Below are 26,732 nucleotides of genomic sequence, written 5' to 3' on the forward strand. Positions count from 1 at the left end.
ATTTTTTATCTACTCGAGTAGATTTTTATATTATCAAAAAATAATTATTCTATTTCTAATCCAGAATAATAAGATAAAAGTATTTCTTTGAAAAACACGTAAAATAACAAACCTATATTAAAATTTATTTTACGGTAAGAAACTGTATCAAAAAAAACCGTAGGACCATACATAAAACTTGGTAATTGGTAAATATTAGATATCTTAAAACAATACACTCATAATCTTAAAAATCCTAACTAATTAAAAATTAAAAGATTTATATAAAAATAACCTATAAGCCACTTAACTGGTTTATTTTTGCACAAAAAATGACGTACCTCACCATCCTACACTCACGCTATATTCTTTAAGTAAAAATACCAAAGCACAGTGATATGTTATGCATAAAAAAAACTCGTTTAAAAACAAAAGAAACGCCTAAAACTTTAAAATGCAAAATTAACAATATTATCTATGACACATAAAACAAACTTAAAATATCAAAGAAATCACTATATGAAATAGGAAAAATAATTGAACTCCATTAATAATAAAAAAACAGCACCCATCAGAATGCTGTTTTATGGTTACTTCGTTTAAATTGTTTAATCAAACCTGATACATTTTCTGCAAATAACACGGCACCGCATCATCGGCATTAGAACCTATAATTTCCATATCCGGCAGAGTGTCTTTCAGGCGCTGATGCGCGCCCTGCATAATGCAGCCTTTGCCTGCCACACTCAGCATTTCCTTATCGTTCATGCCATCGCCAAAAGCAATGCAGTCATTTAACTCATACCCTATCGACTGGCAAACCTGCGCCAGTGCTTCACCTTTAGATACACCGCCTGACATGATTTCCAGACAGTTTCTCAATGAGAAGCTGACATTCACTTTATCTCCCCAGCGCGCTTCAATCCTTTCTTCCAGTTGAACCAAATAATCATGGTCTTCGCTGGTAAAATAGACCTTACATACGCCATCAACAGGGAAATTGTCGCGCTGGAAAAGTTGATAATGGAAATCAGACTCCTGAAAAAATTCAGCTTGTTCTTCACTTGCGCGATTAACCCACCAGTCATCGTTGTTGTAGTAGTTGGTCAGAACATCTGGATTATCAAACTCCAGCAGACATAAATCACGGGCAATTTCCGGAGCCAGATTATGACTGAATACCAGTTCTCCCTGTGAGTTATGCACTCTTGCTCCATTGGATGTGATCATGTAAGCATCAATTCCCAGCCCGTCACGGATCTGACCTACATCAATGTGATGACGCCCTGTTGCAAAGATAAAATGAATCCCTTTATCTGTCAGCAGATTCAAAACTTTCTTTGTATACGGCGTTAATATGTGATCGGGAGATAAAAGCGTGCCATCTAAATCTGAAGCAACAACATGGTACATGGTTAAATTTCCTAAGCTAAATCAGTTTTGATCAAAAAAATCACTAATCACATTGAGTGCATGTGCTCTCAACGCGTCTTTTTCGAACAGGATTTCATGGCGTGCCCCTTGGATAACCAGAGGATTATATTCTTCTTTTCCTATTCCTGCTTTTTGACGAGACTGACAAAAAGCCAACAATTCTCGATTACTAACTACCTTATCTTCACTTGCTTTTAAAACAATCAGCGGTGTCTGAATTTCTCCTGCCTTTTCAATAAGATTATCCCCAGTTAACATACTTTCACGCATCCAGCGATAAGTCGGGCCACCAAGACGCAATTCAGGATAGTCTACATAATAACGTAAGTATCGCTGGTAACGAGCATAGCTATGAGTCAGCAGATTGATAAAATAGGGTAATGGACGCCATTGTCCGGTTGATACCGCATATCTGTTACGTCTTTTGGGGTAAGGTTCGGCCTGATTGACAAGAAAGTTGGCTAACCAGCGAGGCATTGGCAGATTAATCCCAAACATCGGTGCGCACAACGCCACTGCACGGAATACGGACTCATGGCGTAACAGAAAAGAACTCAAAATAGCCCCTCCCATTGAATGGGCAAGTGCATAACAGCGATGCGATTTAAGTGAGGAAATTTCTATCTCAATGAGTTTTGCCAGATCATCGACATAATGCTCAAATGATTCAACATGGCCTTTCTGGGGATCTGTCAGCATTCTGCCCGAACGCCCCTGACCACGATGATCAATAATAAGAATGTTGTAACCCAGATGGTAAAAATCATAGGCTACTTCCGGGTATTTGACATAACTTTCGCTACGACCCGGAGATATTAGCAACGTTTTATCATGATGAGGTGAACTGAAAGAGACATAACGGATAGGAATGTTATCGACACCTATAAATTCGCGTTCATCTCTGATATTCCAAAAATCCAGCAATAATCCATTTGTAAATGCAGAAAACTGAGACTCGCGGTTTAACCAACTTGCTTTTAATCTATCAGGTGCCATCATCCTATATACCCGCTGTCTTTCCGATTACAGATTATATAATTACGTACTACGACTGCACTTATTCGAATCCTTCAAAATGTTCACGGATAACTGTCATAAAAGCATCGCCAAACCGCTCCAGTTTACGCTGCCCGACACCATTAATCAGCAGAAGCTCATCAGGTGTTATCGGGCACTGTTCCGCCATCTCAATCAGTGTGACATCATTGAAAACGACAAAAGGCGGAATGTTATTTTCGTCAGCAATGGATTTTCGTAATTTCCGCAACTTAGCGAATAATTTACGATCATAGTTCCCACTGTATGATTTGTTTTGTTGATTTCTGCTTTTCAGGCTTTGAATTCGGGGCACAGCAAGTTGCAGAGGTATTTCACCGCGCAAAACAGGCCGCGCAGCTTCTGTCAGTTGTAATGCAGAATAATTGGCAATATTTTGGTTAATCAGCCCCAGATGGATCAGCTGGCGCAGGATACTCACCCAATGCTCCTGACTATGCTCCTTGCCGATACCATAAACAGGCAATTTTTCATGCCCTGATTCCCGGATACGCTGGTTATTCGCGCCACGCAACACTTCAACAATATAGCCAATACCAAAGCGTTGCCCAACGCGGTAAATACAGGACAGCGCTTTTTGTGCATCCATCAGACCATCGTAGCGTTTCGGCGGATCAAGGCAGATGTCACAGTTACCACAGGCTGTTTGCTTGCTTTCACCAAAATAGTTGAGCAAGACTAACCGTCGGCAAGTTTGCGCCTCAGCAAATGCCCCCATCGCATTGAGTTTATGACGCTCAATATCCTGTTGCTCACCGGCTGGCTTTTCTTCGAGGCAACGGCGCAACCATGCCATATCCGCCGGATCATAAAACAGTATCGCTTCAGCAGGTAAACCATCACGACCGGCACGCCCCGTTTCCTGATAATAGGATTCAATATTGCGGGGAATATCAAAATGCACAACAAATCGCACGTTTGGTTTGTTGATCCCCATACCAAATGCAACGGTTGCCACAACGACCTGCAAATCATCGCGCTGGAAAGCATCCTGTACCCAAGCCCGCTGATTGTTTTCCAGCCCTGCATGGTAAGGTGCAACACTCAACCCCCGCTTTTGCAGACGTTCGGCCGTTTCTTCTACTTTATTCCGGCTATTGCAGTAAATAATCCCGCTTTTTCCCTGCTGACTGCGAATGAATGCCCAAAGCTGATCAAGCGGCTTATATTTTTCAACCAATGTATAGCGAATGTTAGGACGATCAAAACTGCTGATATGAATGATGGGATCGCGCAATTCCAACAGGCGGACAATATCCTGCCGGGTGGTTTTATCTGCGGTGGCAGTCAGTGCGGTAACGGGAAGGTCGGGAAAACGTCGGCGCAGTTGCCCAAGCGCCCGGTATTCCGGTCGGAAGTCATGCCCCCATTGAGAGATACAGTGTGCTTCATCAACTGCCAGCAGAACCGGATTCCAATTTTGTAACTGCTCAAGGAAATTATCAGTAACCAGTCGCTCAGGTGCGATGTAAAGCAGCTTGATATTTCCCTGACGGCACCGGCGAATAATATCAATCTGTTGTTCACGACTCTGAGTGGAATTTAAGCACTCTGCTTCTATGCCATTTGCTCTGAGTTGATCCACCTGATCTTTCATCAATGAGATCAGAGGAGATACCACCAGTGTCAACCCATCTTTGACCAGAGCCGGGATCTGATAACAGACTGATTTCCCGCCACCGGTCGGCATGACAACCAGACAATCGCGACCATCAAGAACAGCATCTATTACCTGCTGCTGTCCGGCGCGAAATTGCTGATACCCGAATGTTTTTCGTAATACTTGTTCAGCCAGTGATGCCGTGCTGATGACTTCTGCGGTAGACACGCCTTTCCTCGATTTTTAGAGCTGGTTTTAAAAACAATTATATATTAATCAATTACAGCATATCATTCAGCATAACACCGATACCAAATCGGGTCTGTCTGAAATTGTAATCAATCATTGATTCGCCATACCCACTGAATAGTTGAGCATAAAGACGGACATGTTTAGATAGAGGATAACTCCAGCCCAGCTCTCCGCCACTATAACCGCTGTTCCAGTTATAGCGCCCCTGTAGGGTAAATACACTTTTTCCCGAGTAATAGCCGACTTTCAGGCGATAATACCCCATATAACGGTTCATGTCCGGGTTATCATCACGCCTGTTACTTTCAGTCAGGCGATACCAGGGTTTCAGATCGACCTGCCAGTTTCCCTTCTGTGCCATCAACCGTGCATAAACCCGGTTCCAGCTGCGGGAAGTGGATTCCGAACGCCCATTAGACTGGTGGTTGATTCCCGCTTCAATTTCCCGCAAATGCCAGCCTGCCAGTTCATAATCGGTTAACCATGCCAGAAATAGCTGCGGTTCATAATTCGTTTCACGGAATGGAGAAGACTCTTTTTTATTACTGAGCTGCCACCATGAACGCTGTGTATAAGAAGCCCCCAGTAATGAATCTTCACCCAAAATACCTCGCCATATTGGGAAACCAAAACTGACCTGAAAGTGAGCTTCATCCTTACGGGCGTTATCAGCCCAGTCATAACTGCTGATTGCCTGTTTATTTACGCGGGTACTATAAGTATAAATAATATAATTTGTATCATAGGGGTAGAGCATGAAAGGCGAATCATATTCTTGCAGCATCGCCGAAATTACACTACCCCTAACTACATCAGCTTGTTTATCTGAGCCATAAGAGAATGTTGATAATAAACAGCTGATAACCAGTATTTTCCACCGCAATTGCATTTCTGGTTTTCCTAATTGTGATAGTTCAAAGATAAAGAAGTAAGAAGATAATAATATTAAGAGCAAAAAATCACTGGGATATTCTAAACTCGAAATGAGGTTTTTTTATAGTAACTTTTTCCTCAATGAATTGTTTTTCGAAGTACTTCTCAGACTGGCAAGATGATAAATAAAAGCATAAACTTAACAAGTTATTAACTAAAACTAACTCTCTAATGATATTCAATTTATTTTTATAATTATCAGGAATTTCAACATGGAAACGATACAGCACCCAACTCAGCCTTTAACACAAGAAGAGGCTCGTAAAGTTATAGGGGATTTTTTTATTTACCATATGCCATTCAACCAGCTTTTAGGGCTTGAGTTAATTCGTTTTGAACAGGACTATGCAGAACTTCAATTTTTCAGCCAGACTAAACTGATGGGTAATATGGTTCAGCAGATCCTGCACGGTGGTGCTATAGCGTCAATACTTGATGTTGCAGGTGGTTTAGTCTGTGCCGGCAGTATACTGAGCATGATGAAAACAGTCACGATAGAAGAGATCAAAAATCGCCTGTCTACTGTCGGTACTATAGACCTGCGTGTCGACTATCTGCGTCCCGGACGTGGAGAAAAATTTACTGCCAGCAGTAATATTATCCGTGCCGGTAATAAAGTCTCTGTTGCCAGAATAGAATTACACAATGAAAAACAAGTGCATATTGCAAGTGCAACAGGAACGTATTTGGTTGGGTAATGTTTAATATTTTTAAATAAAGGAATGTGATAAATAACTCATTCCTTTTTACTTTATAATTTATGTCTTTTCCTTCCTCAATCTAAAAATAGAGAATATTGCGTAATCTCAAACAAATAGCAATTAAAGAACATAATATTAGGCTGCAAATTTAAATATAATAAATAGGTAATTTATTAAAATTTCAAAGAAAAATAATTAACTATTATTTACTTAAACAGATATCAAATTTGACAGAAACAGACATAGCAAGTGGCAAGTGGACAACAATTTTGCTGTTATATATAGTATCACCATAACCGCTGTGCTCCGGCTTGCAAATCGCATATGCCCTGAGCGGTATAGAAAGGAATGAGGAGGCAGAATATGCCACCATCAAATAAAGCAGAACAAGCCATTCTCACAGGAACTCCTGTCTCTGCGGTTGTCTATATCTGGTATCCCTGCCATAGATTTCCTGTAGGACACGCTGCTATTTATATTGGTGGAGTTCCCAAATGCCCCTGGTCAATCGGGATAACAGAATTCCCTACGCAATCAACATCCGTACAACGGCCATCACTCCCGCAAGATAATAATTATGTCAGTTTCATGGGTGATTCCAATGTATTCCGAGGCACTATATCTGTGCAGGGAATTCTCAATAATACTCAGAGTGATTTTAAGGTACATCCTCATATGGAATATTATCTCATTGGCTTAGATGTTGAAAAAATGCAGGCTAAAAAGAATGAAATCTATAATGGGAAAAGGTATGGCAATCACCAGATAAGTCACAGCTACAACCCTATTAACAAAAATTGTGCAACAATGGTCGCCAGCATATTAAAAGCAGGCGGCGTCGAGAATTCATTAACACCTGTACAAAACATAGGATACGGAAAAAACATCTACTGGACTCCGAAAGATATTGCACAATTATGTAATGAATTAAGAAACAATGATCTTGCTGTTAAAATACGAGATTTGGACTGCCCTGATAAATTTAAATCACCGATTAAAACAATAATGGGGTTCAGATAATGCGATAGTGTAAATGTGTAAACTTTACTGACCACTTAGTGAATTCTTATATTCTATTCATAGCGCTGAACACTGATTAAAAAGTCAATTTATCACATGAGAATAGATTATAATTCCAATAATACATATTAAATTGGAATTAAACACCAGTTACGTAAAAGGAAAGTTTTTATTTATTATTCCCACGATTAACCTCTTGTAAATTACTCAACCCAATGACACATTGTACGGCTCTATGAGCTAACATCTATGATGTTCTTCTCATTTTTTTCTGAACACTCTCTGAACATTCAAGGATATTATGAACGAACCACAGACAGCCAAAGGTATTTTATATGCCTTAGGTGCTTACCTGATTTGGGGGTTGGCTCCCATCTATTTCAAAGAAATACAGTACGTGCCACCCGATGAAATCGTATCGCATCGTGTTATCTGGTCTGTTTTCTTTATGGTGCTGATGCTGACAATCACTCGTCACTGGCGTCAGGTTTCGACTGTAATAAAGCAACCAAAAAACCTGCTGATGTTAGGTATTACCGCCTTTACTATTGCCAGTAACTGGCTGGTTTATATCTGGGCAGTCAACAATAATCACATGCTGGAAGCAAGTCTTGGTTATTTCATTAATCCTCTGGTCAGTGTGCTGTTTGCAATGATATTCCTTGGTGAGCGATTCCGTCGTATGCAGTGGGTTGCGGTGGGGCTGGCATTCACCGGTGTCTTTATTCAGCTATGGCAGTTTGGCTCTGTGCCTGTGATTGGTCTGTATCTGGCAACGACATTTGCCCTGTATGGTCTGATCCGTAAAAAGCTGGGCGTGGATGCACAAACCGGCATGTTGATAGAAACTATTTGGGTATTCCCGGTTGCGCTGGCTTATCTGCTGTTTTTCACCCATACCCCAACAAGTAATATGCTGAATAATACAGCATCCCTGAATCTGTTATTAATTGCTGCGGGTATTATTACAACAGTACCGTTGCTGTTTTTTACCGCTGCGGCGGGTCATCTGCGTTTATCTACGCTGGGCTTTTTCCAGTATCTGGCACCAACTCTGATGTTCCTGCTGGCAACGCTGGTTTATGGTGAGAAAATCGGGTCAGACCGTTTAGTCACATTCGGCTTTATCTGGGCAGCCCTGATTTTATTTACACTGGATGCACTTTATACACAACATAAATTGCGGAAGTAATCGGTTATCTCTCATAAGTCCAAAGCTGACCCAATACATTATTGAAAATTTGGGTCAGCTCTTTTAATCAACATATTAGTGAATTATTGGTATATCGCAGTCCAATCTTCTAATGGTAATCCGACTACACGTGAAAATTCACGGGTATTATTTGTTACCAATGTAGCCCCTACAGATAAAGCATGTCCGGCAATAGCCGTATCATTATGTCCAATTGGTGTACCAGCAGCAGCCAACGCCATTTTTATTTTTGTTGTTACATCTACCGCAGATTTATCCCACGGTAAAACACTATCCAGACGCTTACAAAACTCATCCACCAACACAACATGTTTGGGAGAGGCTTTTTTCCCAGTTGCCCCAAAACGCATTTCTGAATAAGTAATGGCGGATACTACTATTGGGTGGTTATGCATCACACATCGCTGTAATTGATTTATTACTGCAATAGGCTGTTCACGCATAATGAATGAGCAAATGTTTGTATCCAGCATGTAAACTTTTTTCATAGCTGAACACGACCTTCCTCAATAACATCCGGGCGTTCAGATAAAAAATCCTCGTCAGCTTTCTCTTCAGATAAAAATGAATACCAGCTGGGTTTTACCGGACGTAATATAATAGTTTCGCCTTCTCGAATGATCTCTAACTCATTAACGCCTTCAAAATCCAAATCTTTAGGTAAGCGAATAGCACGATTATTTCCATTTTTAAAAACAGCAACAATTCTCATAGTCAATCTCCTACTATAACAAGCATATGTATAACATATGCCAACCTTTAAGAAAGGTCAATATATGTACAATCACAAGGAGTATGTTTCTTTCAAATCGCAGTATAACGAGAGACAGTTTCCGGTTATATAGTAAACCATATAACCGGAGTCAGTATAAAAGCAGATAAAACAGCGGGTTAAGAAGTAAAAACCGGAATGGTTATAGCCAGTTCTTTCGCTTAAAGTAAAGGTAAGGAGCCAGTCCCGCAGCGATCATCAGGCCGATAGCCCCAGGGTAGCCGAATGTCCAGTGTAACTCCGGCATAAATTCGAAGTTCATACCGTAGCTGGAAGCCACCAGCGTCGGAGGCAGGAACACAACAGAAACAACGGAGAATATTTTGATAATCCGGCTCTGTTCGATGTTAATAAAGCCCATCGCCGCCTGCATCAGGAAGTTAACTTTCTGAAACAGAGATTCGTTATGTGGTAACAGGGATTCGATATCCCGCAGGATCTCACGCGCCTGTTCTAGCTGATTAGCAGGCAAACGGGTACGGCGTACAAGGAAGTTCAGGGCACGCTGGCTATCCATCAGACACAGGCGCACTTTCCAGCCGATATCTTCCTGCTCGGCAAGGTTAGATAAAGCCGAGTCGAATTCGTCCCCTTGTTTACCGTTCATAATGACCCGACTCAGGGATTCCAGCACACTGTAGATATTTTCAATGACATCTGCCAGCTGTTCGATCTTGGTTTCGAATAAGTCCAGCAGAAGTTCATAAGCATTCCCGTCAACCATCGTCTGGTTACGGGCGCGCATTCGGTATAATCGGAATGCAGGGAGTTCACGCTCTCGCAATGTGTAGAGACGACCGTCACGAATGGTAAATGCGACTGTCGAGTTACCAGCATGGTCTTCGGCGTCTTCAAAGTAAAAGAATGAGTGAACGTGCAGACCATCTTCATCTTCAAAAAAACGGGCCGAAGCCTCGATATCATCCAGTTCCGTGCGGGTCGCCAGAATTTGCCCTAATTCGTTCTGAACCCGGAGTCGATCATCATCTCCCAGCCCGACCAAATCTACCCACATGGAGTCGGATAATGTATCACCTTCTTCAAGTTCAAGACGGAGCAGGCGATTATTCTCTAATTTAAATGCGTTCAGCATGTACCATAAGTCTCCTTATACTCCCTACGTTCATCGTAAGGCGCGAATGTTACTACGCTTAGAAGAAAAAGTCTGTCAACATTCGACCGGATTATTATTGGCCGGTTTCAAGTCTGGCATAAGCGGCGACCAGCCACTTGATACCTTCACCCTGAAACGCGATCTGCAAACGGCAATGCTCCCCACTGCCTTCAATATTAACAATCGTCCCTTCGCCAAATTTAGGATGGCGGACTCGTTGCCCTAAAGCATAGCCGCTGTCACTGGCGCTGATCGGTGTTCCCAGCCGTTTATGGCTCACAGGCCGCGATACCGTTGCTCTCAGACGAACTTCAGTCACGCATTCCTCCGGTAACTCGCCGATAAAACGGGATGGGCGATGGTAGACCTCTTTACCGTATAAACGGCGGCTTTCGGCATAGGTCAGAGTCAATTTTTCCATGGCCCTTGTCACACCGACATAAGCCAGACGGCGCTCTTCTTCCAGACGCCCTCCCTCATCAATGGACATCTGGCTTGGAAACATACCTTCTTCCATACCAACGATAAAAACCTGCCTGAATTCCAGCCCCTTCGCCGAATGCAGGGTCATCAACTGGACAGAATCCTGATAGGCATCAGCCTGTCCTTCCCCTGCTTCAAGCGCTGCATGAGACAGAAAAGCCTGCAACGGCATCAAATCTTCGTCTTCGTCCTGATAGCTGAACTGGCGGGTCGCAGTCACCAGTTCCTCAAGGTTTTCGATACGCGCCTGTGCTTTCTCACCTTTCTCCTGTTGGTACATCGCCCACAGGCCTGAGTCCCGGATAACCCTGTCAGTCTGGACGTGCAACGGCATTTCCTCTGTTTCCGTTTCCAGCGCATTAATTAATTCAATAAACCGCTGCAAGGCCGAGGCCGCACGCCCTGCCAGTATTTTTTCCTGAACCAGCAACTGGCTGCTTTCCCAGAGTGTCTTCTGCTGATCACGCGCCATCTGGCGCACAACATCAAGTGTCCTGTCCCCGATTCCCCGGGTTGGTGTATTAACGACTCTCTCAAAGGCTGCATCATCATTACGATTGGATACCAACCGCAGATAAGATAACGCATCTTTGATTTCCTGCCGTTCGAAGAAGCGCTGACCACCATAAATCCGGTAAGGCATAGAAGCCTGCAACAAAGCTTCTTCCAATACGCGGGACTGAGCATTACTGCGATACAGAATCGCACATTCTTTCAAAGCCCCGCCGTTATCCAGCCAGTTTTTCAGACGACTGACCACATAACGAGCCTCATCTAATTCATTGAAAGCCGAATAAAGTGAGATTGGCTCTCCCTCACTGCCTTCTGTCCATAGATTTTTACCGAGCCGATCACTGTTATGTGCAATCAGGGCATTGGCCGCTTTAAGTATATTGCTGGTAGAACGATAATTCTGTTCCAGACGAATAGTTTCCGCAGCGGGGAAGTCTTTCAGGAAACGCTGGATATTTTCTACCTGCGCTCCCCTCCAGCCATAAATAGACTGATCATCGTCACCGACAATCATGACTCTGCCGGAATCACCTGCTAACAGGCGAATCCATGCATATTGAATACTGTTGGTATCCTGAAATTCGTCTACCAGAATATTAGTAAAACGATCACGGTAGTGCTGTAATATCTGCGGCTTATTCAACCACAGCTCATGAGCGCGTAACAACAGCTCAGCAAAATCGACTAATCCGGCACGATCACAGGCTTCCTGATAGGCCTGATAGACTTTCAGCCATGTGACTTCCACCGGATTACCATAGCTTTCAATATGGCGAGGACGCAGACCTTCATCTTTTTTGCCGTTGATGTACCACATGCCCTGACGGGCAGGCCACTGTTTATCATCCAGATTCATCGCTTTGATGATCCGTTTGATCAGACGCAGCTGATCGTCACTGTCCAGAATCTGAAAATCCTGCGGCAGATTGGCATCTAAATGATGAGCCCGCAGTAAACGATGCGCCAGACTATGAAATGTGCCAATCCACATGCCGCCCTGACTGGTGCCAATCAGGTGTTCAATACGATGGCGCATTTCTGCGGCGGCTTTATTAGTGAAAGTTACCGCCATAATGGAAAAAGGTGAGGCATGTTCAACTGACAGTAACCAAGCGATCCGGTGTACCAATACGCGGGTTTTACCACTACCGGCTCCGGCCAGTACCAGCATATTAGTACGGGGTGCTGCAACGGCTTCACGTTGTTTATCATTCAGGCTTTCGAGCAGATAAGAGACGTCCATAATTACCATCAGTTGTTAGCAATGACCGTTGTCACTGTTTTTTTATACAGATTTACAGTCTGAAATTATATCAGTGCGATCAAAGAATCCAAGTCAGAAATCTCAACATGTGGCACCAGTCGCCCTTCCGGTTCCTGCATAAGATTTTTATTTTCAATATTGATCCAGCACGCCTGCATGCCACTACGAATTGCGCCTTCAACATCTGTCTCCAGATTATCACCAACATGCAGGATTTGGTTTGTCGGCAACGCCAGCCGTTCAGCCGCCCGATGATACATATCCGGGCAGGGTTTGGAACGCCCGTCCACGCCCGCTTTGAGCACAAATTTGAAATAAGAGGCAAGACCGCACTCCGCAGGTTCTGCATTGCCATTGGTGATCGCCACCAGCGGCATTTTTTCTGCCAGTACCGATAAAGTATTATGCGTGGATTCCGGTACTGTAATCTGATTACGCCAATAAGTGAAACAGGACATAATCTCATCTGCACCACGCATTGCTTCTTCGCGGTTAAAACCATGATAGCTGAACATCAGCTCTGCGGACTGCCGACGCCATAATGTCATATCGTGGTATATTTCAGGCTCCATCTCAAGAACGGCCTGACGGTATACATGCAGATCTTCACGGTCAAAATGGCTGAATTTGGTATCGTACTGCCTGATAAAACACAATACTTCTTTTTCGGTTCTATCGATGACCGGATGATTATCATAAAGTGTATCATCCAGATCGAATGTCATCGCCGCAAATGGCGCGAGAGGCCGATAAAAATGCATTATGATTTCCCTCTTTTTGCTCTGGGGTGAGCCACATCATAAACTTTGGCTAAGTGTTGAAAATCCAGATGGGTATATATTTGGGTAGTAGATAAATTTGCATGACCCAACAGTTCCTGTACTGCCCGGAGGTCACCACTGGATTCCAGAATATGTGTCGCAAACGAATGGCGCAGTTTATGGGGATGAATATGGCTGTTTATTCCCTGTCGAACTCCCCACTGCTCAAACCGCTTCTGCACATTGCGAGTGGATAGCCGTTTACCACTTTGGCTGGAAATGAAAACGGCATCATCTTCCGGCTCAAACAACTCCCGCATTTCCAGCCAGCGATGCAGCCATTCCAGTGCAACTCTGCCGACAGGGACTTTACGTTCCTTACTGCCCTTACCGTATACCCAGACCTCACCGCCTTCCAAATCCAGATGACGGCAATCCAGCCCAACCAGTTCTGACAAACGTAACCCCGCACCATACATGACTTCCATCATGGTTCTGTCACGCACAGACAATGGATCATTCAGGTCAATATTAAGTAACTGGTTCACCTCATCCACATCCATGTTCTTAGGCAGGTGCTGTTTTTTACGTGGAGTGCTGACAACTTTAGCCGGGTTAACTGCTATTTTTTCCTGCGTTACCATCCAGTCGAGGAAACTACGCAGGGAAGAAAGACGCAAAGCAAGGCTGGCAGATTGTAATCCGGCCCGACGACTGCGGGTAGCGAACATTCTGATTTTGGTGACATCAAGTTCCTGCCAATCGGCAATTCCCATTTCCAGCGACATTTCTGCCAGTACCGTCAGATTCCGGCGATAGTTGATTATTGTCATCGGGCTTAAACGGCGTTCAACCCGCAGATAGTGTAAGAAACCCTCTACCGGCTCAAGGAGTGAATCAATTGGCTGGCTCATGCTCGCTCGACCCAACGGGACAGCAACCCCGGTAACAGTTTCGCTAACTGATCCAGCATATCTGTTCCCATACCTTCGTAATAATGTTGTTTATCATGACTGTTGAAGATAACCATTCCCAGTTCTCCCTGCGCTCCTAAAAGAGACACCGCGACAGAACCGACATGACGGGCCTGAGGCATCAACAATAAAATTTCCGGGCCGTGTAATCGGCCAAGATAATGGTTACTGTCACCAAATCGCTGAATACGGACAGACTCAAAAGCATTACGTGATATCGCCAAATCCGGCGCATTCAGAGGAGCACCAAGCAACCATTTATCAGAAAACAGCCGGATATAGCAATTACTCAGACCCAGTGTTTTCGACCAGCTACTTAAATGGGAAAGAAAGCCCTGCAAACTTTCAGCAGCAGAAAGCTCAGCAAGCAATTGCAACAAACGGTTAAACAGCATCTCATTCTGTTTTGCCTGTTCCACCAGATTAACCAGATCTTCTTCCAGATAACCAATCCGTTTTCTCTGGCGGCTCATATGCCATTCCATCAGAGAAACACATTCACGCACCGGATGAGGAACCTGTATCCTTTCAACCGCATTAGCATTACGGATAAAAAAACCGGGGTTATTCAGCAGATAATCCACCACCCGCTGATCATCCAATATGCTTTCAGTGTGCAATGGTTCATTTTCTTTACCCATTTTCCAATGCCTTATATTCCACAATTACAAGTGAATTGTACCGTCATAAACGTGAGTTGCAGGCCCGGTCATATAAAGTGGCTGCCCTGGCCCATCCCAGCGAATTTGCAGAGGACCTCCGGGTAAATCTACGCGAACCTGTTTATCCAGCAGACTTTGCTGAATACCAATCGCAACAGCCGCACAAGCGCCACTGCCGCATGCCTGAGTTTCTCCGGCACCCCGTTCGAATACACGTAATCGGATATGGTTACGACTTACAATCTGCATAAAGCCAATATTCGCTCTTTCAGGAAAGCGTTCATGGCATTCAAGAACAGGGCCGAGCACCTCAACATCTGCCGTATCCACATTATCAACCTGAATAACACAGTGGGGATTCCCCATTGATACGACACCACAAAGCACAGTGCGATCCATCACCCGTATAATATAAGTTTTCTCTGCTTTATTAGCACGAAAGGGAACAGACTGTGGCTCAAAGACAGGCTCCCCCATATTGACACAAACGTGATCATCGTGAGTAATGCTCAGTACCATATGGCCTGCCTGTGTACTGACTTTAATATCACGCTTATTCGTCAGCCCCCGCAAACGGACAAAACGGGCAAAACAACGTGCACCATTACCACACTGAGATACTTCACTGCCATCCGCGTTGAAAATACGATAATGAAAATCTAAATCAGGATCGTAAGGCGCTTCAACAACCAGCAATTGATCAAACCCCACGCCAGTATGCCTGTTTGACAACCGGCAAATTAATTCCGGTGAAAAATAAACATTCTGGGTTACTGCATCAACAACCATGAAATCATTGCCAAGACCATGCATTTTGGAGAATTGCATTTTCTACTCCAATAAAAGCCACTCCAATGAAAGCCGAAAGCCCATCACCTGCTCACACTTATTAAGCGCTCGCTGAGGTACTGTTCTTAGAAATATCGTTTTTAGAGGTGATGCCCTGAGAAGCATGATCCTCAGACTGTGCTTTATTTACTGAAATCTGAGGAGCCGCTGGTTCTGCCGGAGGGAAATAAAGAGGGCCTTTCAGGCCACAACCTGTAACAGAGAGTAATGTTATGATAGCCAGCGACCAACGGAATTGTTTGTTCATCATAATTAATGCCTGTGATTCATACGCCAATACTCTCTATAATCGCAGTTAGGCCCTGAAAAGCAAATAGGAAATGAATATGAACGATAGCGAATTTCATCAATTAGCCGATCAATTGATGTCACATATTGAAGAACAACTGGATAATTATGAAGGTGATGCAGATATTGACTGTGAAACTAATGGCGGTGTAATGACGCTAAGTTTTGAGAATGGCAGCAAAATCATTATCAATCGACAGGAACCTTTTCATCAAATCTGGCTGGCGACTAAAAATGGCGGTTATCACTTCGATTATCGCGATAACCAGTGGGTTTGCGACCGTAGCAGCAACGATTTTCTTTCCATGCTGGGACAGGCAATCACCGACCAGAGTGGCGAACCTTTTCTGTTTTAGTTAGCGTTTTATACCGTTTGTACAACTATCTGCATCTTGTACAACTATCTGCATACTGCAATTATCGACATGCTGTGCCGTATCCATAGTACGGCACTTTTATAATTACCCATGGAACTCAATAGTGATAAGAATGGTACTGACCATTTGCCCTGATTTTTTCATCCTTCTCCCGTTCAGCAATGGCTTCAGTCTCATGCTCCAGCGGTGACTTCCCATCCATAAATGGCGCTACATGAGTACGCTCACCCTTCTTTACGATCTGATAGAACTGTGGCAGATTAAAATTGATAAAACTGGAGCCATAAGTGAACCGATCATGGGAAGATGAATAAAAACGGCTGACATCACGCACCAGCTCTTCTTTACTTCCTTCGCAATGGGGATAAATCTCTACACTGTTCGATTCATCAAGAATATAGGTATTGAAGCCCTGAGTACCTTCAATATTCTCAAAGAAAAACTGAATTATTCCTTCGCAGGCAAAGCCATCAATAGCAGGAGGCAACTGTCTTTCTTTGTTATCAACTCTTATTGGCAGGCCATACAGTTTGGTGTTTGAAATTGCACCGTAGAATTCCACTGCATTTTCCAGCTTTTGTACCGAAACATTCAGCCGTTCAAAAAACAATCCCCAGGTTTGGCCGGAAATACGTAATACCTTACAGCGATCCAGATCCTGACTGTTACTGGAAAGACGTAATTCGATACACTCCGAAACCAGTTGCCTGATGCGGGTACAAATCAACCCGCGCAAGTGCCGACTGTAACAAAAAACTTCAACATTTTCTGGTGGTGCGGCATCACGATGCATTTTGCCCAATATTGTTTTCAGCGCTTCCAGCATGGATTGTTCACCATTAAAATGCAGCGTTCTCACTTCATTCCATGAATTACGGTAAAGCAGATCGATGCTGCTCACCAGACACTGCTGTGACTCACCAAAACTCAATATATCTAACTTTCTGAAGTCAAAATGCACAACCTGATCGGAAAAATGTGTCGTTGGGTCAGTTTCTAAATTGACAATAATAGCCAGATGGCGGATTTCACAGGGACTGTATAATGCCTTTGGTGTCGGAGCTGGCAAACGAATCGGAAAGTGAGTGGAAACATCTCTGACTAAATCCTCAAGTTTCTTTTTATCAACCTGAGATTCACCATGACGGATATGGAGACGGGTTTTTTCAGTCAGTAACCCATTGAAATATGTCCATGACACCAGCTTATTTAAATAACGATTATATTCCAGTGGCTGGTGACCAATAATGGATTCTATTGTGGGAGCGCGATTGTAAAGATACCAGCCACTACGATTTGCCCGACCGGGCGGAACATAAATAAATGTCAGATCCTGCTCAGACAGATCCGGTGAAATTTGTGGGTTAACCAATGTGATTTTGCCGGGCAGTGCCTCAAATGCCGCATACAACTTACGGGTCAATACGCCTATGTCCTGCGGGCTGGCACTGACGCTTAAGTTGTTACGTCGGGCAAAACGGATAAGGTTGCGGTAACTCTGCATCATGGTATCCAACAATTCATTATGCGCCGCACGCACCTGCTCGATTTTCCATTCATTACGGCTATTCAGCATCGCCAGTTTATCGCTATCCCATCCCCACGCCTTTACTAGCTGAGAAACAACCAGAGACCGCCATCCGGTGCATTCCTGAGTTCGATGACTATCATGCTCATGACTATCATGCTCATGACTACCATGCTGACGGCCATTGCCCTGAGTTTTTTCGCAAACTTTCAGGTAAAAGCAGCGTCTGGCTAAATCCAGCCGAGTCATATCATTAGTCGCAGTCAGATAACGGGTGACACGATCAAGCATCATGCTATACGCATCAAGGCCATAGGAAACAATCGAACCTGCATGGAAATGCTGCTTCATTTCCATCGCCAGCAACTTACTATTGGGGTATTCCCAGGAATAGGCTTCCAGTAACAAGCTTTTCAATACTGCTTTATAAGGTGAATCGACGCTTTTATAAAGTTGCCATAGACTGGCACCAAAATACTCTTCTGCTGATAGCTCATCCAGCCCCCCCAAATCCAGCCACTCATTGGGTGTTAAAACTCCCCGAGCGTATAAAGAGGTGACATATTCGTCGTAATTCCCTTCTTCTTCCACTGGAACCATCGCCCACAGCAGTCGTTTGCCTGCCATGCAGACCGCAGTGCGATAAAACTCATCTAACAGAAGGATATACTGAGTTGAGCCACAATCTTCACCATTCAGGCTACCACCGGTATTATGACGAAAACGATTCTCATCTATCAGAAAAAATGTAACCTCAATACCCAGTGAAGCTGCCCACTGTTGTATTAAATTGCATTTTTGTTCCAGTAAATTTTTTTCACTATTATCCAGCCAGGATTGATGGCAGACCCAGATATCCAGATCAGAAGAGCAACTTTGCCCGATAGAGGAGGTACTGCCCATGGAGTAAACCCCTGTAATTGGCAGTTCACCCTTAGAGGTATGCGCTAAAATATCGGCAAGTGGATATTTAAGATCGTTAATCCAGAATTTCTGGTTTTCATCAGGTATAAAAAAAGAAACGCCATGGGGAACACCGTCTTCGATATAACCCGGCATCATTGGGTGATGATAATGTAATAATACTGGAATTAAATTATAAACCTGCTTAAACGTGGCACTCATCGAGTCAGTCGCACGTTCTAACCTAAGCTGATTAATTGCATCCAGCCGCTGCTTTAGCGTTTCAATATAAAGATACAAGATTTTTTGCCTGCTTCAGTTCCAGTGCTTACAATCGCCAGTTTCCGCTAAGGCCCACATCCGTTAACGCTTTATTTTTGTTAACGTGTAATTTACAAAAATTATTTTTAGATTTTTTTTACAAACTTATTGTCGGAAACGTGATCAATTTAACACCTTGCTGCCAAAGCGTAAAGCCCGCAATACCACTTTTTAGCCTGACCCACAACCCCAAATCATCAATTAACTCATTGTAAAGTATTAAGTTAATCACAAATTTGACACTAAAATATGTTTTTTTGAAATAGGCATTATATTCAGCTATTTTCTATATCTATCAGGTAACATATTGTAAACAGAGACCTTTAGATAACCCTTTCATTAATTTTAATTGATAAACATCTTTATTTTTCTTCACAAAAGATAAATAACAAATAGCAATTTGATTTTAAATCAATCTTTTTGTTTATTTTCTCTATTTTATTAAAATATTATTTTAATATTTAAAATTATTTTTACCAATTAAAGCTGTATATTTATATACTATTCACGTTTTTCTTAACTGGAAAAAACATTATCGAAGTGTTAAAAGAGATCTATTTTTACTGTTCTATTTTTCACTTCTGAGGTTAAAAACCTCCAATTGCCGTTAATTAATACAATTATCCAATATATTATCCATGACAATGAAAACCATTCGCATTGCGACTCGCCAAAGTCCACTGGCTATGTGGCAAGCTCAATATGTTCAAAAGCAATTAGAACATTTTCATCCTGATTTGACGGTCGAATTAATTCCTATGATCACCCGTGGAGATGTCATCCTTGATACTCCGCTCGCCAAAGTTGGGGGCAAAGGATTATTCGTAAAAGAACTGGAACTGGCAATGCTTGAAAATCGAGCAGATATTGCCGTTCATTCTATGAAAGATGTCCCTGTCGAATTTCCTGATGGTTTGGGATTGGTCACAATCTGTGAAAGGGATGATCCACGGGACGCTTTTGTTTCAGTAGAATACGCCTCACTTGATGACCTTCCCGTCGGCAGTATTGTCGGGACATCCAGCTTGCGCCGTCAGTGTCAGCTTCGCCGGTTACGCCCTGATCTTGTGATCCGCGATTTGCGCGGCAATGTCGGCACTCGTTTAGGCAAACTGGACAAGGGTGATTATGATGCAATTATCCTGGCTGCTGCCGGACTTAAAAGGTTAGGGCTTGAAGATCGTATCCGGATGCCACTGGCGCCGGAATTACTGCTTCCGGCTGTCGGACAGGGGGCTGTCGGTATTGAGTGCCGTCTGGATGACATACAGACCCGTGAATTGCTTGCACCTTTAAATCACAGAAGCACGGAAATTTGTGTCCTTGCTGAAAGAGCCATGAATACCCGTCTGGAAGGGGGATGTCAGGTTCCGATTGGCAGTTATGCCATCTGGCAGGGCAGTAATATCTGGCTACGTGCGCTTGTTGGTGCCCCTGATGGCAGTGCCGTCATTCGGGGCGAAAGAATCATCAGCAGCGATAGCGCCGTGTCATCCGAAGAGGCTTGTCAGGCAGGTATTTCACTGGCCGAAGAATTACTGGAGAAAGGTGCCCGCCAGATTCTGGCTGACGTTTATCAGAGAGATCTACCTGCATGAGTATCTTAATCACCCGCCCTGCTCCCGCAGGAGAAGAATTGGTTAATCGGTTAAAAGCCATTGGTAAGATGGCATTCAGTGCGCCACTTATTTCAATTCATCCGGGGGCTGATTTGCCCTTGCTGTCTCATAAACTGCAAAGGCTATCGGCAGGTGATTTTGTTTTTCTGCTATCCAAAAATGCCGTTCACTATGCCTGTGAGCAGCTCAGGCAAGATAGCCTGTCATGGTCTGACGGGCTATCTTATTATGGTATAGGCAAATCAACCTCCCTGTTTTTTCGCCAAAAAACAGGGAAAAACATTCTCTGGTCAGAGCAGGGAGAAACAAGTGAGGATTTGCTGCAACTTCCCACCCTACAGCATGTGGAGAATAAAAAAATTTTATTACTCCGGGGGAATGGGGGCCGTGAAGTCATTGCTTCAACCCTGAGGGCAAGGGGAGGAGAAGTTGACTATTGTGAATGTTATGCACGTCAGCCTGTCAAATATCATTCAACTGAATTCAGCCATCACTGGCAGCAGTGTGGTATAAAAACCATCGTTATTACCAGTGGCGAAATGTTACGACTGTTATATAACTTAGTTATTGAAGATGATAGCGCTGATGCGACTGATGCGAGTAGTAAGAGCAAAGCGTGGTTATTAAATTGCCGACTGATTGTGGTCAGTGAACGCCTGGCCAGTATCGCCCGGACACTGGGCTGGCAAGCAATAAAAGTAGCCAAGAGCGCAGATAATGACGCCTTAATGCAGGCGCTGGAATAAACCAATATGGGATGTCCATTATGACGGAACAAAAGAAATCCACTGATGCGGTTGAGACAAAACACCCTCAGCAGCCTGAAAAGGCGCCTCGCAAATCCAGAAATTATGGATGGGTGGGCAGTACTCTCTCAATTGCCATTGCGCTGGCAATAGGCGCCGGTGGGCTTTATCTTTATTATCACAATAAGCAGCAGAACGCGGCATTAAGCGCTGCAAATCTCGCTCTGCAAACGCAGATTACTTCCCTCACACAACTGCAATCTGCCGATAAGCAGGCTACTGAGAGCAAAATTGAACAGTTAAAACAGGAACTACAGGAATCCGGAGCTAAAAACCAGCAACAAATCGAGCAGGTGGACAGCCATATTGCAGAACTCCGGAACCGGGTGTCTGCTGTTACAAGTTCTGACGTTGAAAACTGGCGGCTGGCACAGGCAAATTTCCTCGTGAAAATGGCCAGTCGCAAGATATGGAGTGATCAGGATGTTGTTACGGCTATTGCACTGTTAAAAGATGCTGACAACACGCTCGCAGACATGAATGATTCCAGCTTAATGCCCGCCCGTTCAGCCATTAAGACAGATATTGATGCGCTGTCCAAAATTCAACAAGTCGATCTGGATGGCATCATTTTAACCCTGAATAATCTATCAAATCAGGTAGATAATTTATCTTTGGTTGATAAAGTCGAGCAGGGTAAGCCAATGGATGAAGACGGTAAAGAAGTCAGTGCCTCACTTTCTGACTGGCGCCAGAACCTGAGCAGAAGTTGGCACAGTTTCATGGATAACTTCATCACAATTAAACCGCGTGATGGTTCGAAAGTAGCATTATTAGCACCAAACCAAGAAGTCTATCTGCGGGAAAACATTCGGTCTAAATTGCTGATCGCAGCTCAGGCGGTTCCCCGCCGACAACTTGATACTTATAAAGATTCACTGGAATCTGTTTCAACTTGGGTAAACGCTTACTTTGATACATCATTACCCGACACAATCACCTTTCTGGACGAAATAAAAACTCTGGAAAAACAGCCTCTTTCTATTGAAATGCCAGAACAGTTAAGCAGTCAGCCTATTCTGGCCGATTTAGTACGTAAGCGTATCTATCAGCCTGCTTCTCAGCCTTCGCCAGAAGCTTACCATCAGCCAAAACCTGAAAGTGAAACCAGTCAGGCGGAAACATCCGTGCAGGAGGGCTGAATATGCTAAAAATATTATTACTGTTTATCATCCTTATCATTGGTGTTGTGCTCGGCCCTTTCCTGTCCGGGCATCAGGGATACGTCCTTATCCAGACCGACAGTTACGATATTACTACCAGCGTGACCGGTTTAGTGATTATGTTCCTGCTACTGCAATTCTTGCTGATTTTTATCGGCTGGTGCTATCGCAGGCTAAGACGCACCGGTACTTTTACCCATAGCTGGATCTTTGGCGGGTATAAGCGTAACCGTGCCCGTTTACAAACCAGACAGGCATTACTCAAACTGGCCGAAGGCGACTTCAGGCAGGTTGAACATTTAATGACACGTAATGCTGACCATGCAGAAGATCCTGTCGTTAACTACCTGCTTGCCGCAGAAGCGGCACAACAGCGCGGGGATTATTTCCGCACCAATCAATATATCGAACGTGCCGCCGAAGTTGCTGATAAAGATCAGCTTCCTGTCGATATTACCCGCACACGCATCCAATTAGCGCAGGGTGAAATTCATGCAGCCCGTAATAGTGTAGATAAGTTACTGGATACAGCTCCACGGCACCCGGAAGTGTTGCGACTGGCTGAACAGGCGTATATGCGTTCAGGAGCCTATCAGTCCCTGATTGATATTTTACCTTCGATAAAGAAAGCCGACCTGTATAACGAAGAGCAAATGGCTCAACTGCATCAACAGGCTTATATCGGGCTGATGAATCAGGTCATGGCAGAAAAAGGCAGTGCCGGGTTAAAAGCATGGTGGAAAGATCAACATCGCAAGATCCGCAATGAAACAGCACTACAGGTTGCGATAGCCGAACATTTGATCGAATGTAATGACCATGAAACTGCACAGCAGATTATTCTCGACGGATTAAAACAACAATATGATGACCGACTGTTACTGCTGCTTCCTCACTTAAAAGTAGGTAACCCCGAGGCAGTACAAAAATCGCTGGCACATTTGTTGAAACAACATGGTGCAACGCCTTTGTTGAACAGTACAGTGGGGCAACTAGCATTACGTCATGGCGAATGGGCTAAAGCAGAAACAGCATTTAAGGCAGCTCTTGCACAACGTCCTGATGCCCATGACTACGCCTGGCTTGCTGATGCACTGGACAGGCTGCATAAACGCGAAGAAGCAGCTCAGATACGCACTAAAGGCTTTATGCTGACACTGAAGCGAGAAAGTGCTACAGAAGAAGTATAAGCTTTTACCTTAACCTTTCAGATTTGCCATGGTTAACAATGCCGACAGGAATATCGTCGTTAATCATGGCAAAAAAAAACACCTGCCGCGATAAGACAGGTGCATAAATACAATCAGGTCTACAGACGGATAGTGCCTCACTCAACGTTATGTCCGGTTCGTGATGAAAAGACAATAGACTTACTCATCTATAACATGGACCATAGGCACCAACAATCAGCTCTACATCATCCCGAGGTTTATGAAGCTATACTGTCATAAGGAGTGGGATGAGTATCTACAGTTTTAGTTAATGCATTTTTCATGCCAAATTTTCTATCAATCAAATACCGCACACATAAATACTATATGATGATGGCGATGATGGCGATGATGGCGATGATGGCGATGATGGCGATGATGGCGATGATGGCGGAAATATAAAGCCCATCAGATAAAAAAACAGCATAAGAGACTAAATGGATATGTTATCTTTCTACAAAACATCCCAAATACTGTCTCTTATTTGAGACGCCAATTCAGCATCTTAATCACACCTAAATATAATCAATTAGTTACACGTCTCTCATTGGAGACACCGGAAGGTCTCATTTGTCGTTGAAATACAACATATAGATTAAAAATTTTTAAAAAACAAAAAGTTAATAAAGACCCAAACTTATAAAAACAATTTATTTTAAATAAAAATAATTATCAGAAAAGAAAGGAGATTAAGAGAAAGGGGGATGTTTTTTATTTTCTTAAAATACAATAAGAAAGGCCCTACAAAAGCAGGGCCTTTCTTAAGAATTTGGTCGGCGAGAGAGGATTCGAACCTCCGACCCACTGGTCCCAAACCAGTTGCGCTACCAAGCTGCGCTACTCGCCGAAATTTTTTAAAGATACTTTATTTTCTTTTTTATGGTGCGAAGGGGGGGACTTGAACCCCCACGTCCGTAAGGACACTAACACCTGAAGCTAGCGCGTCTACCAATTCCGCCACCCTCGCTATGTCATAAAAAAGATGGGGTGGCTAACGAGACTCGAACTCGCGACGACTGGAATCACAATCCAGGGCTCTACCAACTGAGCTATAGCCACCATAACATATCTTTTATTACTGCTTACAACGCCGTACCACGATAACCCATTGTCACTGCTCTTGCACGCTTTAAATGGCGCGCCCGACAGGATTCGAACCTGAGACCTCTGCCTCCGGAGGGCAGCGCTCTATCCAGCTGAGCTACGGGCGCTTAACGCCGTTGCGGTGGAGGATAGTACGGATTTAATCTCCAACTGTCCAGTGCTTTTTTTAAAGAAATGGTGCGTTTGATTATGCTTTACTCACTTCGTTGATAAAGACAACACTTTTCCACCGCAAATTGTTTTTCAGATGAAAATTTAGCCTATATTTTCTACCTGTTTTTGTTCCCGGATAAATTTTGCCACCCAATAAATCAGTGACACAATCAGCAAAAAGGCACCACCCACCATCAGTGAAAAACGCGTATCCGGATTAATCGCCATCCCAATCAAGACAAAAGACAGGAAAATCAATGTCAGGTAATTGATATAAGGGAAGAGTATCGATTTAAACCGATGCTGTTTCAGGGCTTCCTGATGATGCTGACGGAAACGTAACTGGCTGACCAGAATCACAAACCACGGAACCATTCCCGGCAGAACACTGGCGCTATAAACATACACAAAAACAGACTGTGGGTTCGGGATCAGATAATTCAGGCTGGAACCTGCAATCAGGCAGCCAATAGTGATTGCAATACATCTGACAGGAACACCATTTTTCGATAATTTCAGCAATGAAGCCGGTAACTGACGATTTTCCGCCAACGCATATAACATCCTGCCTCCGCTGTACATGCCGCTGTTACAGCCTGAAAGTGCCGCAGTCAGTACAACAAAGTTGATCACTGCCGCTGCCGAAGCAATGCCGACTTTAGCAAAAGTCATTACAAACGGGCTGCCATGGCTTCCTACCTCAGTCCATGGGAATAAGGTGACAACAATAAAAATCGCCCCGACATAGAAGATCAGAATACGCCATAAAATATTGTTGATTGCTTTTTTCAGAGTTACCTGCGGGTTTTTGGCCTCACCGGCGGTAATCCCCACCAACTCGACCCCCTGATACGATGCAACCACAATACACAGAGCAAACAGGAACCCTTTCCAACCACCGGAGAAGAAACCACCATGTATGGTAAGATTATCAAGACCGATGGGTTGCCAGTCATTACCTAATCCAAAAAATATCAGCCCGATACCCACCAAGATCATCACAATAATCGTAGTGACTTTGATCATCGCAAACCAAAATTCCAGCTCGCCATACAACCGTACGGCCGCCAGATTAGCCAATGCCACCAGACTGACAGCCACCAGAGCAGCAACCCATTGTGGTAAATCAGGGAACCAGAACTCGGCATATACGCCTACAGCAGTAATTTCTGAAATACCGACCGAAACCCACATGAACCAATAGCCCCAGGCAGTCAGGTATCCCCAGTAGGGGCTGAGGTATTTATGACCAAAAGCAGCAAATGAACCGGTGACAGGCTCAAGAAATAACATTTCGCCCATTGACCGCATAATGAAAAAGACAAAAAGACCGGCAATAATGTAAGCCAGTAAAACTGAGGGGCCAGCCCATTTCAGGGTACTGGCAGAGCCCATGAACAGCCCGACGCCGATTGTGCCACCCAGCGCAATCAGCTCAATATGACGTGCTTCCAGTCCCCTTTGCAGCCCCTGTTCGGGCAGATCTTGTTTCGAATCACTCATAAAACTCCCTATCCATTTTTATGGTGTCTATATTATTTGCAAACAGAAAAAATACAGGAATTGATAATCAATGGTTGTGAAGATAAGTTGTAAAAAGGCAGGGATCAAAACACGTTTTGCCTATCAGTGAAATAAAAAATTGTAAAATCGAGTCAACGAAAGTGATTAAATGATGT

At 43.7% G+C, this 26,732-nt stretch carries 23 protein-coding genes and 4 tRNA genes; 8 read left to right on the forward strand and 19 right to left on the reverse strand.

Annotation, left to right across the window (positions count from 1 at the left end; genetic code table 11):
- Nucleotides 1-591: 591 nt before the first annotated feature.
- The 4 genes from yigL to pldA all read right to left on the reverse strand — a co-directional run bounded on the left by yigL (nt 592) and on the right by pldA (nt 5,210).
- Nucleotides 592-1,392, reverse strand: a complete 801-nt coding sequence (gene yigL, locus Xinn_RS08270; RefSeq protein ID WP_086955077.1) for a sugar/pyridoxal phosphate phosphatase YigL — start codon at nt 1,390-1,392, stop codon at nt 592-594.
- 21 nt (nt 1,393-1,413) lie between these two features.
- Nucleotides 1,414-2,409: a lysophospholipase L2 gene (pldB, locus tag Xinn_RS08275; RefSeq protein WP_086956557.1), complete on the reverse strand. Its 996-nt coding sequence runs from the start codon at nt 2,407-2,409 to the stop codon at nt 1,414-1,416.
- A gap of 61 nt (nt 2,410-2,470) precedes the next feature.
- Nucleotides 2,471-4,297 carry an ATP-dependent DNA helicase RecQ gene (recQ, locus tag Xinn_RS08280; protein WP_086955076.1) on the reverse strand — a complete coding sequence of 609 codons (1,827 nt, stop codon included), beginning with the start codon at nt 4,295-4,297 and terminating at the stop codon, nt 2,471-2,473.
- A 52-nt stretch (nt 4,298-4,349) separates the two neighbouring features.
- On the reverse strand, nt 4,350-5,210 hold the full coding sequence (pldA, locus tag Xinn_RS08285) for a phospholipase A (RefSeq protein WP_086955075.1): 861 nt from the start codon (nt 5,208-5,210) through the stop codon (nt 4,350-4,352).
- A 256-nt stretch (nt 5,211-5,466) separates the two neighbouring features.
- Here pldA and Xinn_RS08290 point away from each other — a divergent pair, with 256 nt between their 5' ends.
- The 3 genes from Xinn_RS08290 to rarD all read left to right on the forward strand — a co-directional run bounded on the left by Xinn_RS08290 (nt 5,467) and on the right by rarD (nt 8,167).
- Nucleotides 5,467-5,952 carry a thioesterase family protein gene (locus tag Xinn_RS08290; protein WP_086955074.1) on the forward strand — a complete coding sequence of 162 codons (486 nt, stop codon included), beginning with the start codon at nt 5,467-5,469 and terminating at the stop codon, nt 5,950-5,952.
- Nucleotides 5,953-6,318: 366 nt separating this feature from the next.
- Nucleotides 6,319-6,975, forward strand: a complete 657-nt coding sequence (locus Xinn_RS08295) for a hypothetical protein (RefSeq protein ID WP_086955073.1) — start codon at nt 6,319-6,321, stop codon at nt 6,973-6,975.
- A 301-nt stretch (nt 6,976-7,276) separates the two neighbouring features.
- Entirely contained in the window at nt 7,277-8,167 is an 891-nt protein-coding gene (gene rarD / locus Xinn_RS08300; protein WP_086955072.1) for an EamA family transporter RarD, read from the forward strand.
- An 83-nt stretch (nt 8,168-8,250) separates the two neighbouring features.
- On the opposite strand, the gene Xinn_RS08305 is transcribed toward rarD, so the two are convergent.
- From Xinn_RS08305 to lptM, 9 genes are all read right to left on the reverse strand, one after another.
- A complete protein-coding gene (locus tag Xinn_RS08305) occupies nt 8,251-8,676 on the reverse strand; it encodes a type II toxin-antitoxin system VapC family toxin (RefSeq protein WP_086955071.1) in 426 nt (141 codons plus the stop codon).
- A complete protein-coding gene (vapB, locus tag Xinn_RS08310) occupies nt 8,673-8,900 on the reverse strand; it encodes a type II toxin-antitoxin system VapB family antitoxin (RefSeq protein WP_086955070.1) in 228 nt (75 codons plus the stop codon). Before vapB ends, Xinn_RS08305 begins: the two co-directional genes overlap by 4 nt.
- A 202-nt stretch (nt 8,901-9,102) precedes the next feature.
- Nucleotides 9,103-10,053, reverse strand: a complete 951-nt coding sequence (corA, locus tag Xinn_RS08315) for a magnesium/cobalt transporter CorA (protein WP_099137640.1) — start codon at nt 10,051-10,053, stop codon at nt 9,103-9,105.
- Between the two features lie 94 nt (nt 10,054-10,147).
- Nucleotides 10,148-12,313, reverse strand: coding sequence for a DNA helicase II (gene uvrD / locus Xinn_RS08320; RefSeq protein WP_086955068.1), 2,166 nt, complete (start codon nt 12,311-12,313; stop codon nt 10,148-10,150).
- Between the two features lie 65 nt (nt 12,314-12,378).
- Entirely contained in the window at nt 12,379-13,095 is a 717-nt protein-coding gene (gene yigB / locus Xinn_RS08325; protein ID WP_086955067.1) for a 5-amino-6-(5-phospho-D-ribitylamino)uracil phosphatase YigB, read from the reverse strand.
- Nucleotides 13,095-14,009, reverse strand: coding sequence for a tyrosine recombinase XerC (xerC, locus tag Xinn_RS08330; protein ID WP_086955066.1), 915 nt, complete (start codon nt 14,007-14,009; stop codon nt 13,095-13,097). The genes yigB and xerC overlap by 1 nt, the downstream gene beginning before the upstream one ends.
- Entirely contained in the window at nt 14,006-14,710 is a 705-nt protein-coding gene (locus Xinn_RS08335) for a DUF484 domain-containing protein (RefSeq protein ID WP_086955065.1), read from the reverse strand. The genes xerC and Xinn_RS08335 overlap by 4 nt, the downstream gene beginning before the upstream one ends.
- Before the next feature lie 24 nt (nt 14,711-14,734).
- Nucleotides 14,735-15,559 carry a diaminopimelate epimerase gene (gene dapF / locus Xinn_RS08340; protein ID WP_086955064.1) on the reverse strand — a complete coding sequence of 275 codons (825 nt, stop codon included), beginning with the start codon at nt 15,557-15,559 and terminating at the stop codon, nt 14,735-14,737.
- A 61-nt stretch (nt 15,560-15,620) separates the two neighbouring features.
- Entirely contained in the window at nt 15,621-15,827 is a 207-nt protein-coding gene (lptM, locus tag Xinn_RS08345; RefSeq protein WP_169923553.1) for an LPS translocon maturation chaperone LptM, read from the reverse strand.
- Between the two features lie 79 nt (nt 15,828-15,906).
- Here lptM and cyaY point away from each other — a divergent pair, with 79 nt between their 5' ends.
- Nucleotides 15,907-16,224: an iron donor protein CyaY gene (gene cyaY, locus Xinn_RS08350; RefSeq protein WP_086955062.1), complete on the forward strand. Its 318-nt coding sequence runs from the start codon at nt 15,907-15,909 to the stop codon at nt 16,222-16,224.
- A 118-nt stretch (nt 16,225-16,342) separates the two neighbouring features.
- Here cyaY and Xinn_RS08355 read toward each other — a convergent pair whose 3' ends face one another.
- Nucleotides 16,343-18,976 carry a class I adenylate cyclase gene (locus tag Xinn_RS08355; protein ID WP_086955061.1) on the reverse strand — a complete coding sequence of 878 codons (2,634 nt, stop codon included), beginning with the start codon at nt 18,974-18,976 and terminating at the stop codon, nt 16,343-16,345.
- A 659-nt stretch (nt 18,977-19,635) separates the two neighbouring features.
- Between Xinn_RS08355 and hemC the strand changes: the two genes are divergently transcribed.
- From hemC to hemY, 4 genes are read left to right on the forward strand one after another with little or no spacing between them, the layout of a single operon-like run.
- Nucleotides 19,636-20,595 carry a hydroxymethylbilane synthase gene (hemC, locus tag Xinn_RS08360; RefSeq protein ID WP_086955060.1) on the forward strand — a complete coding sequence of 320 codons (960 nt, stop codon included), beginning with the start codon at nt 19,636-19,638 and terminating at the stop codon, nt 20,593-20,595.
- Nucleotides 20,592-21,362, forward strand: a complete 771-nt coding sequence (gene hemD, locus Xinn_RS08365) for a uroporphyrinogen-III synthase (protein ID WP_086955059.1) — start codon at nt 20,592-20,594, stop codon at nt 21,360-21,362. Before hemC ends, hemD begins: the two co-directional genes overlap by 4 nt.
- Before the next feature lie 20 nt (nt 21,363-21,382).
- Nucleotides 21,383-22,564 (forward strand): uroporphyrinogen-III C-methyltransferase, encoded by a 1,182-nt coding sequence (gene hemX, locus Xinn_RS08370; protein WP_086955058.1) that lies wholly within the window; start codon nt 21,383-21,385, stop codon nt 22,562-22,564.
- Between the two features lie 2 nt (nt 22,565-22,566).
- Nucleotides 22,567-23,775 carry a protoheme IX biogenesis protein HemY gene (gene hemY, locus Xinn_RS08375; protein WP_086955057.1) on the forward strand — a complete coding sequence of 403 codons (1,209 nt, stop codon included), beginning with the start codon at nt 22,567-22,569 and terminating at the stop codon, nt 23,773-23,775.
- 791 nt (nt 23,776-24,566) lie between these two features.
- Here the strand turns inward: hemY and Xinn_RS08380 are convergent.
- The 5 genes from Xinn_RS08380 to thrP all read right to left on the reverse strand — a co-directional run bounded on the left by Xinn_RS08380 (nt 24,567) and on the right by thrP (nt 26,556).
- Nucleotides 24,567-24,643 (reverse strand) — tRNA-Pro (locus tag Xinn_RS08380).
- 33 nt (nt 24,644-24,676) lie between these two features.
- Nucleotides 24,677-24,763: transfer RNA gene (locus tag Xinn_RS08385), tRNA-Leu, on the reverse strand.
- A 16-nt stretch (nt 24,764-24,779) separates the two neighbouring features.
- A tRNA-His gene (locus Xinn_RS08390) sits at nt 24,780-24,855 on the reverse strand.
- Nucleotides 24,856-24,930: 75 nt separating this feature from the next.
- Nucleotides 24,931-25,007: transfer RNA gene (locus tag Xinn_RS08395), tRNA-Arg, on the reverse strand.
- 148 nt (nt 25,008-25,155) lie between these two features.
- Complete coding sequence (gene thrP, locus Xinn_RS08400; RefSeq protein WP_086955056.1) at nt 25,156-26,556, reverse strand: bifunctional threonine/serine APC transporter ThrP; 1,401 nt, start codon at nt 26,554-26,556, stop codon at nt 25,156-25,158.
- Between the last annotated feature and the right edge of the window lie 176 nt (nt 26,557-26,732).

Origin of the sequence: Xenorhabdus innexi, assembly GCF_002632485.1 — a bacterium.
Taxonomy (GTDB): domain Bacteria; phylum Pseudomonadota; class Gammaproteobacteria; order Enterobacterales; family Enterobacteriaceae; genus Xenorhabdus; species Xenorhabdus innexi.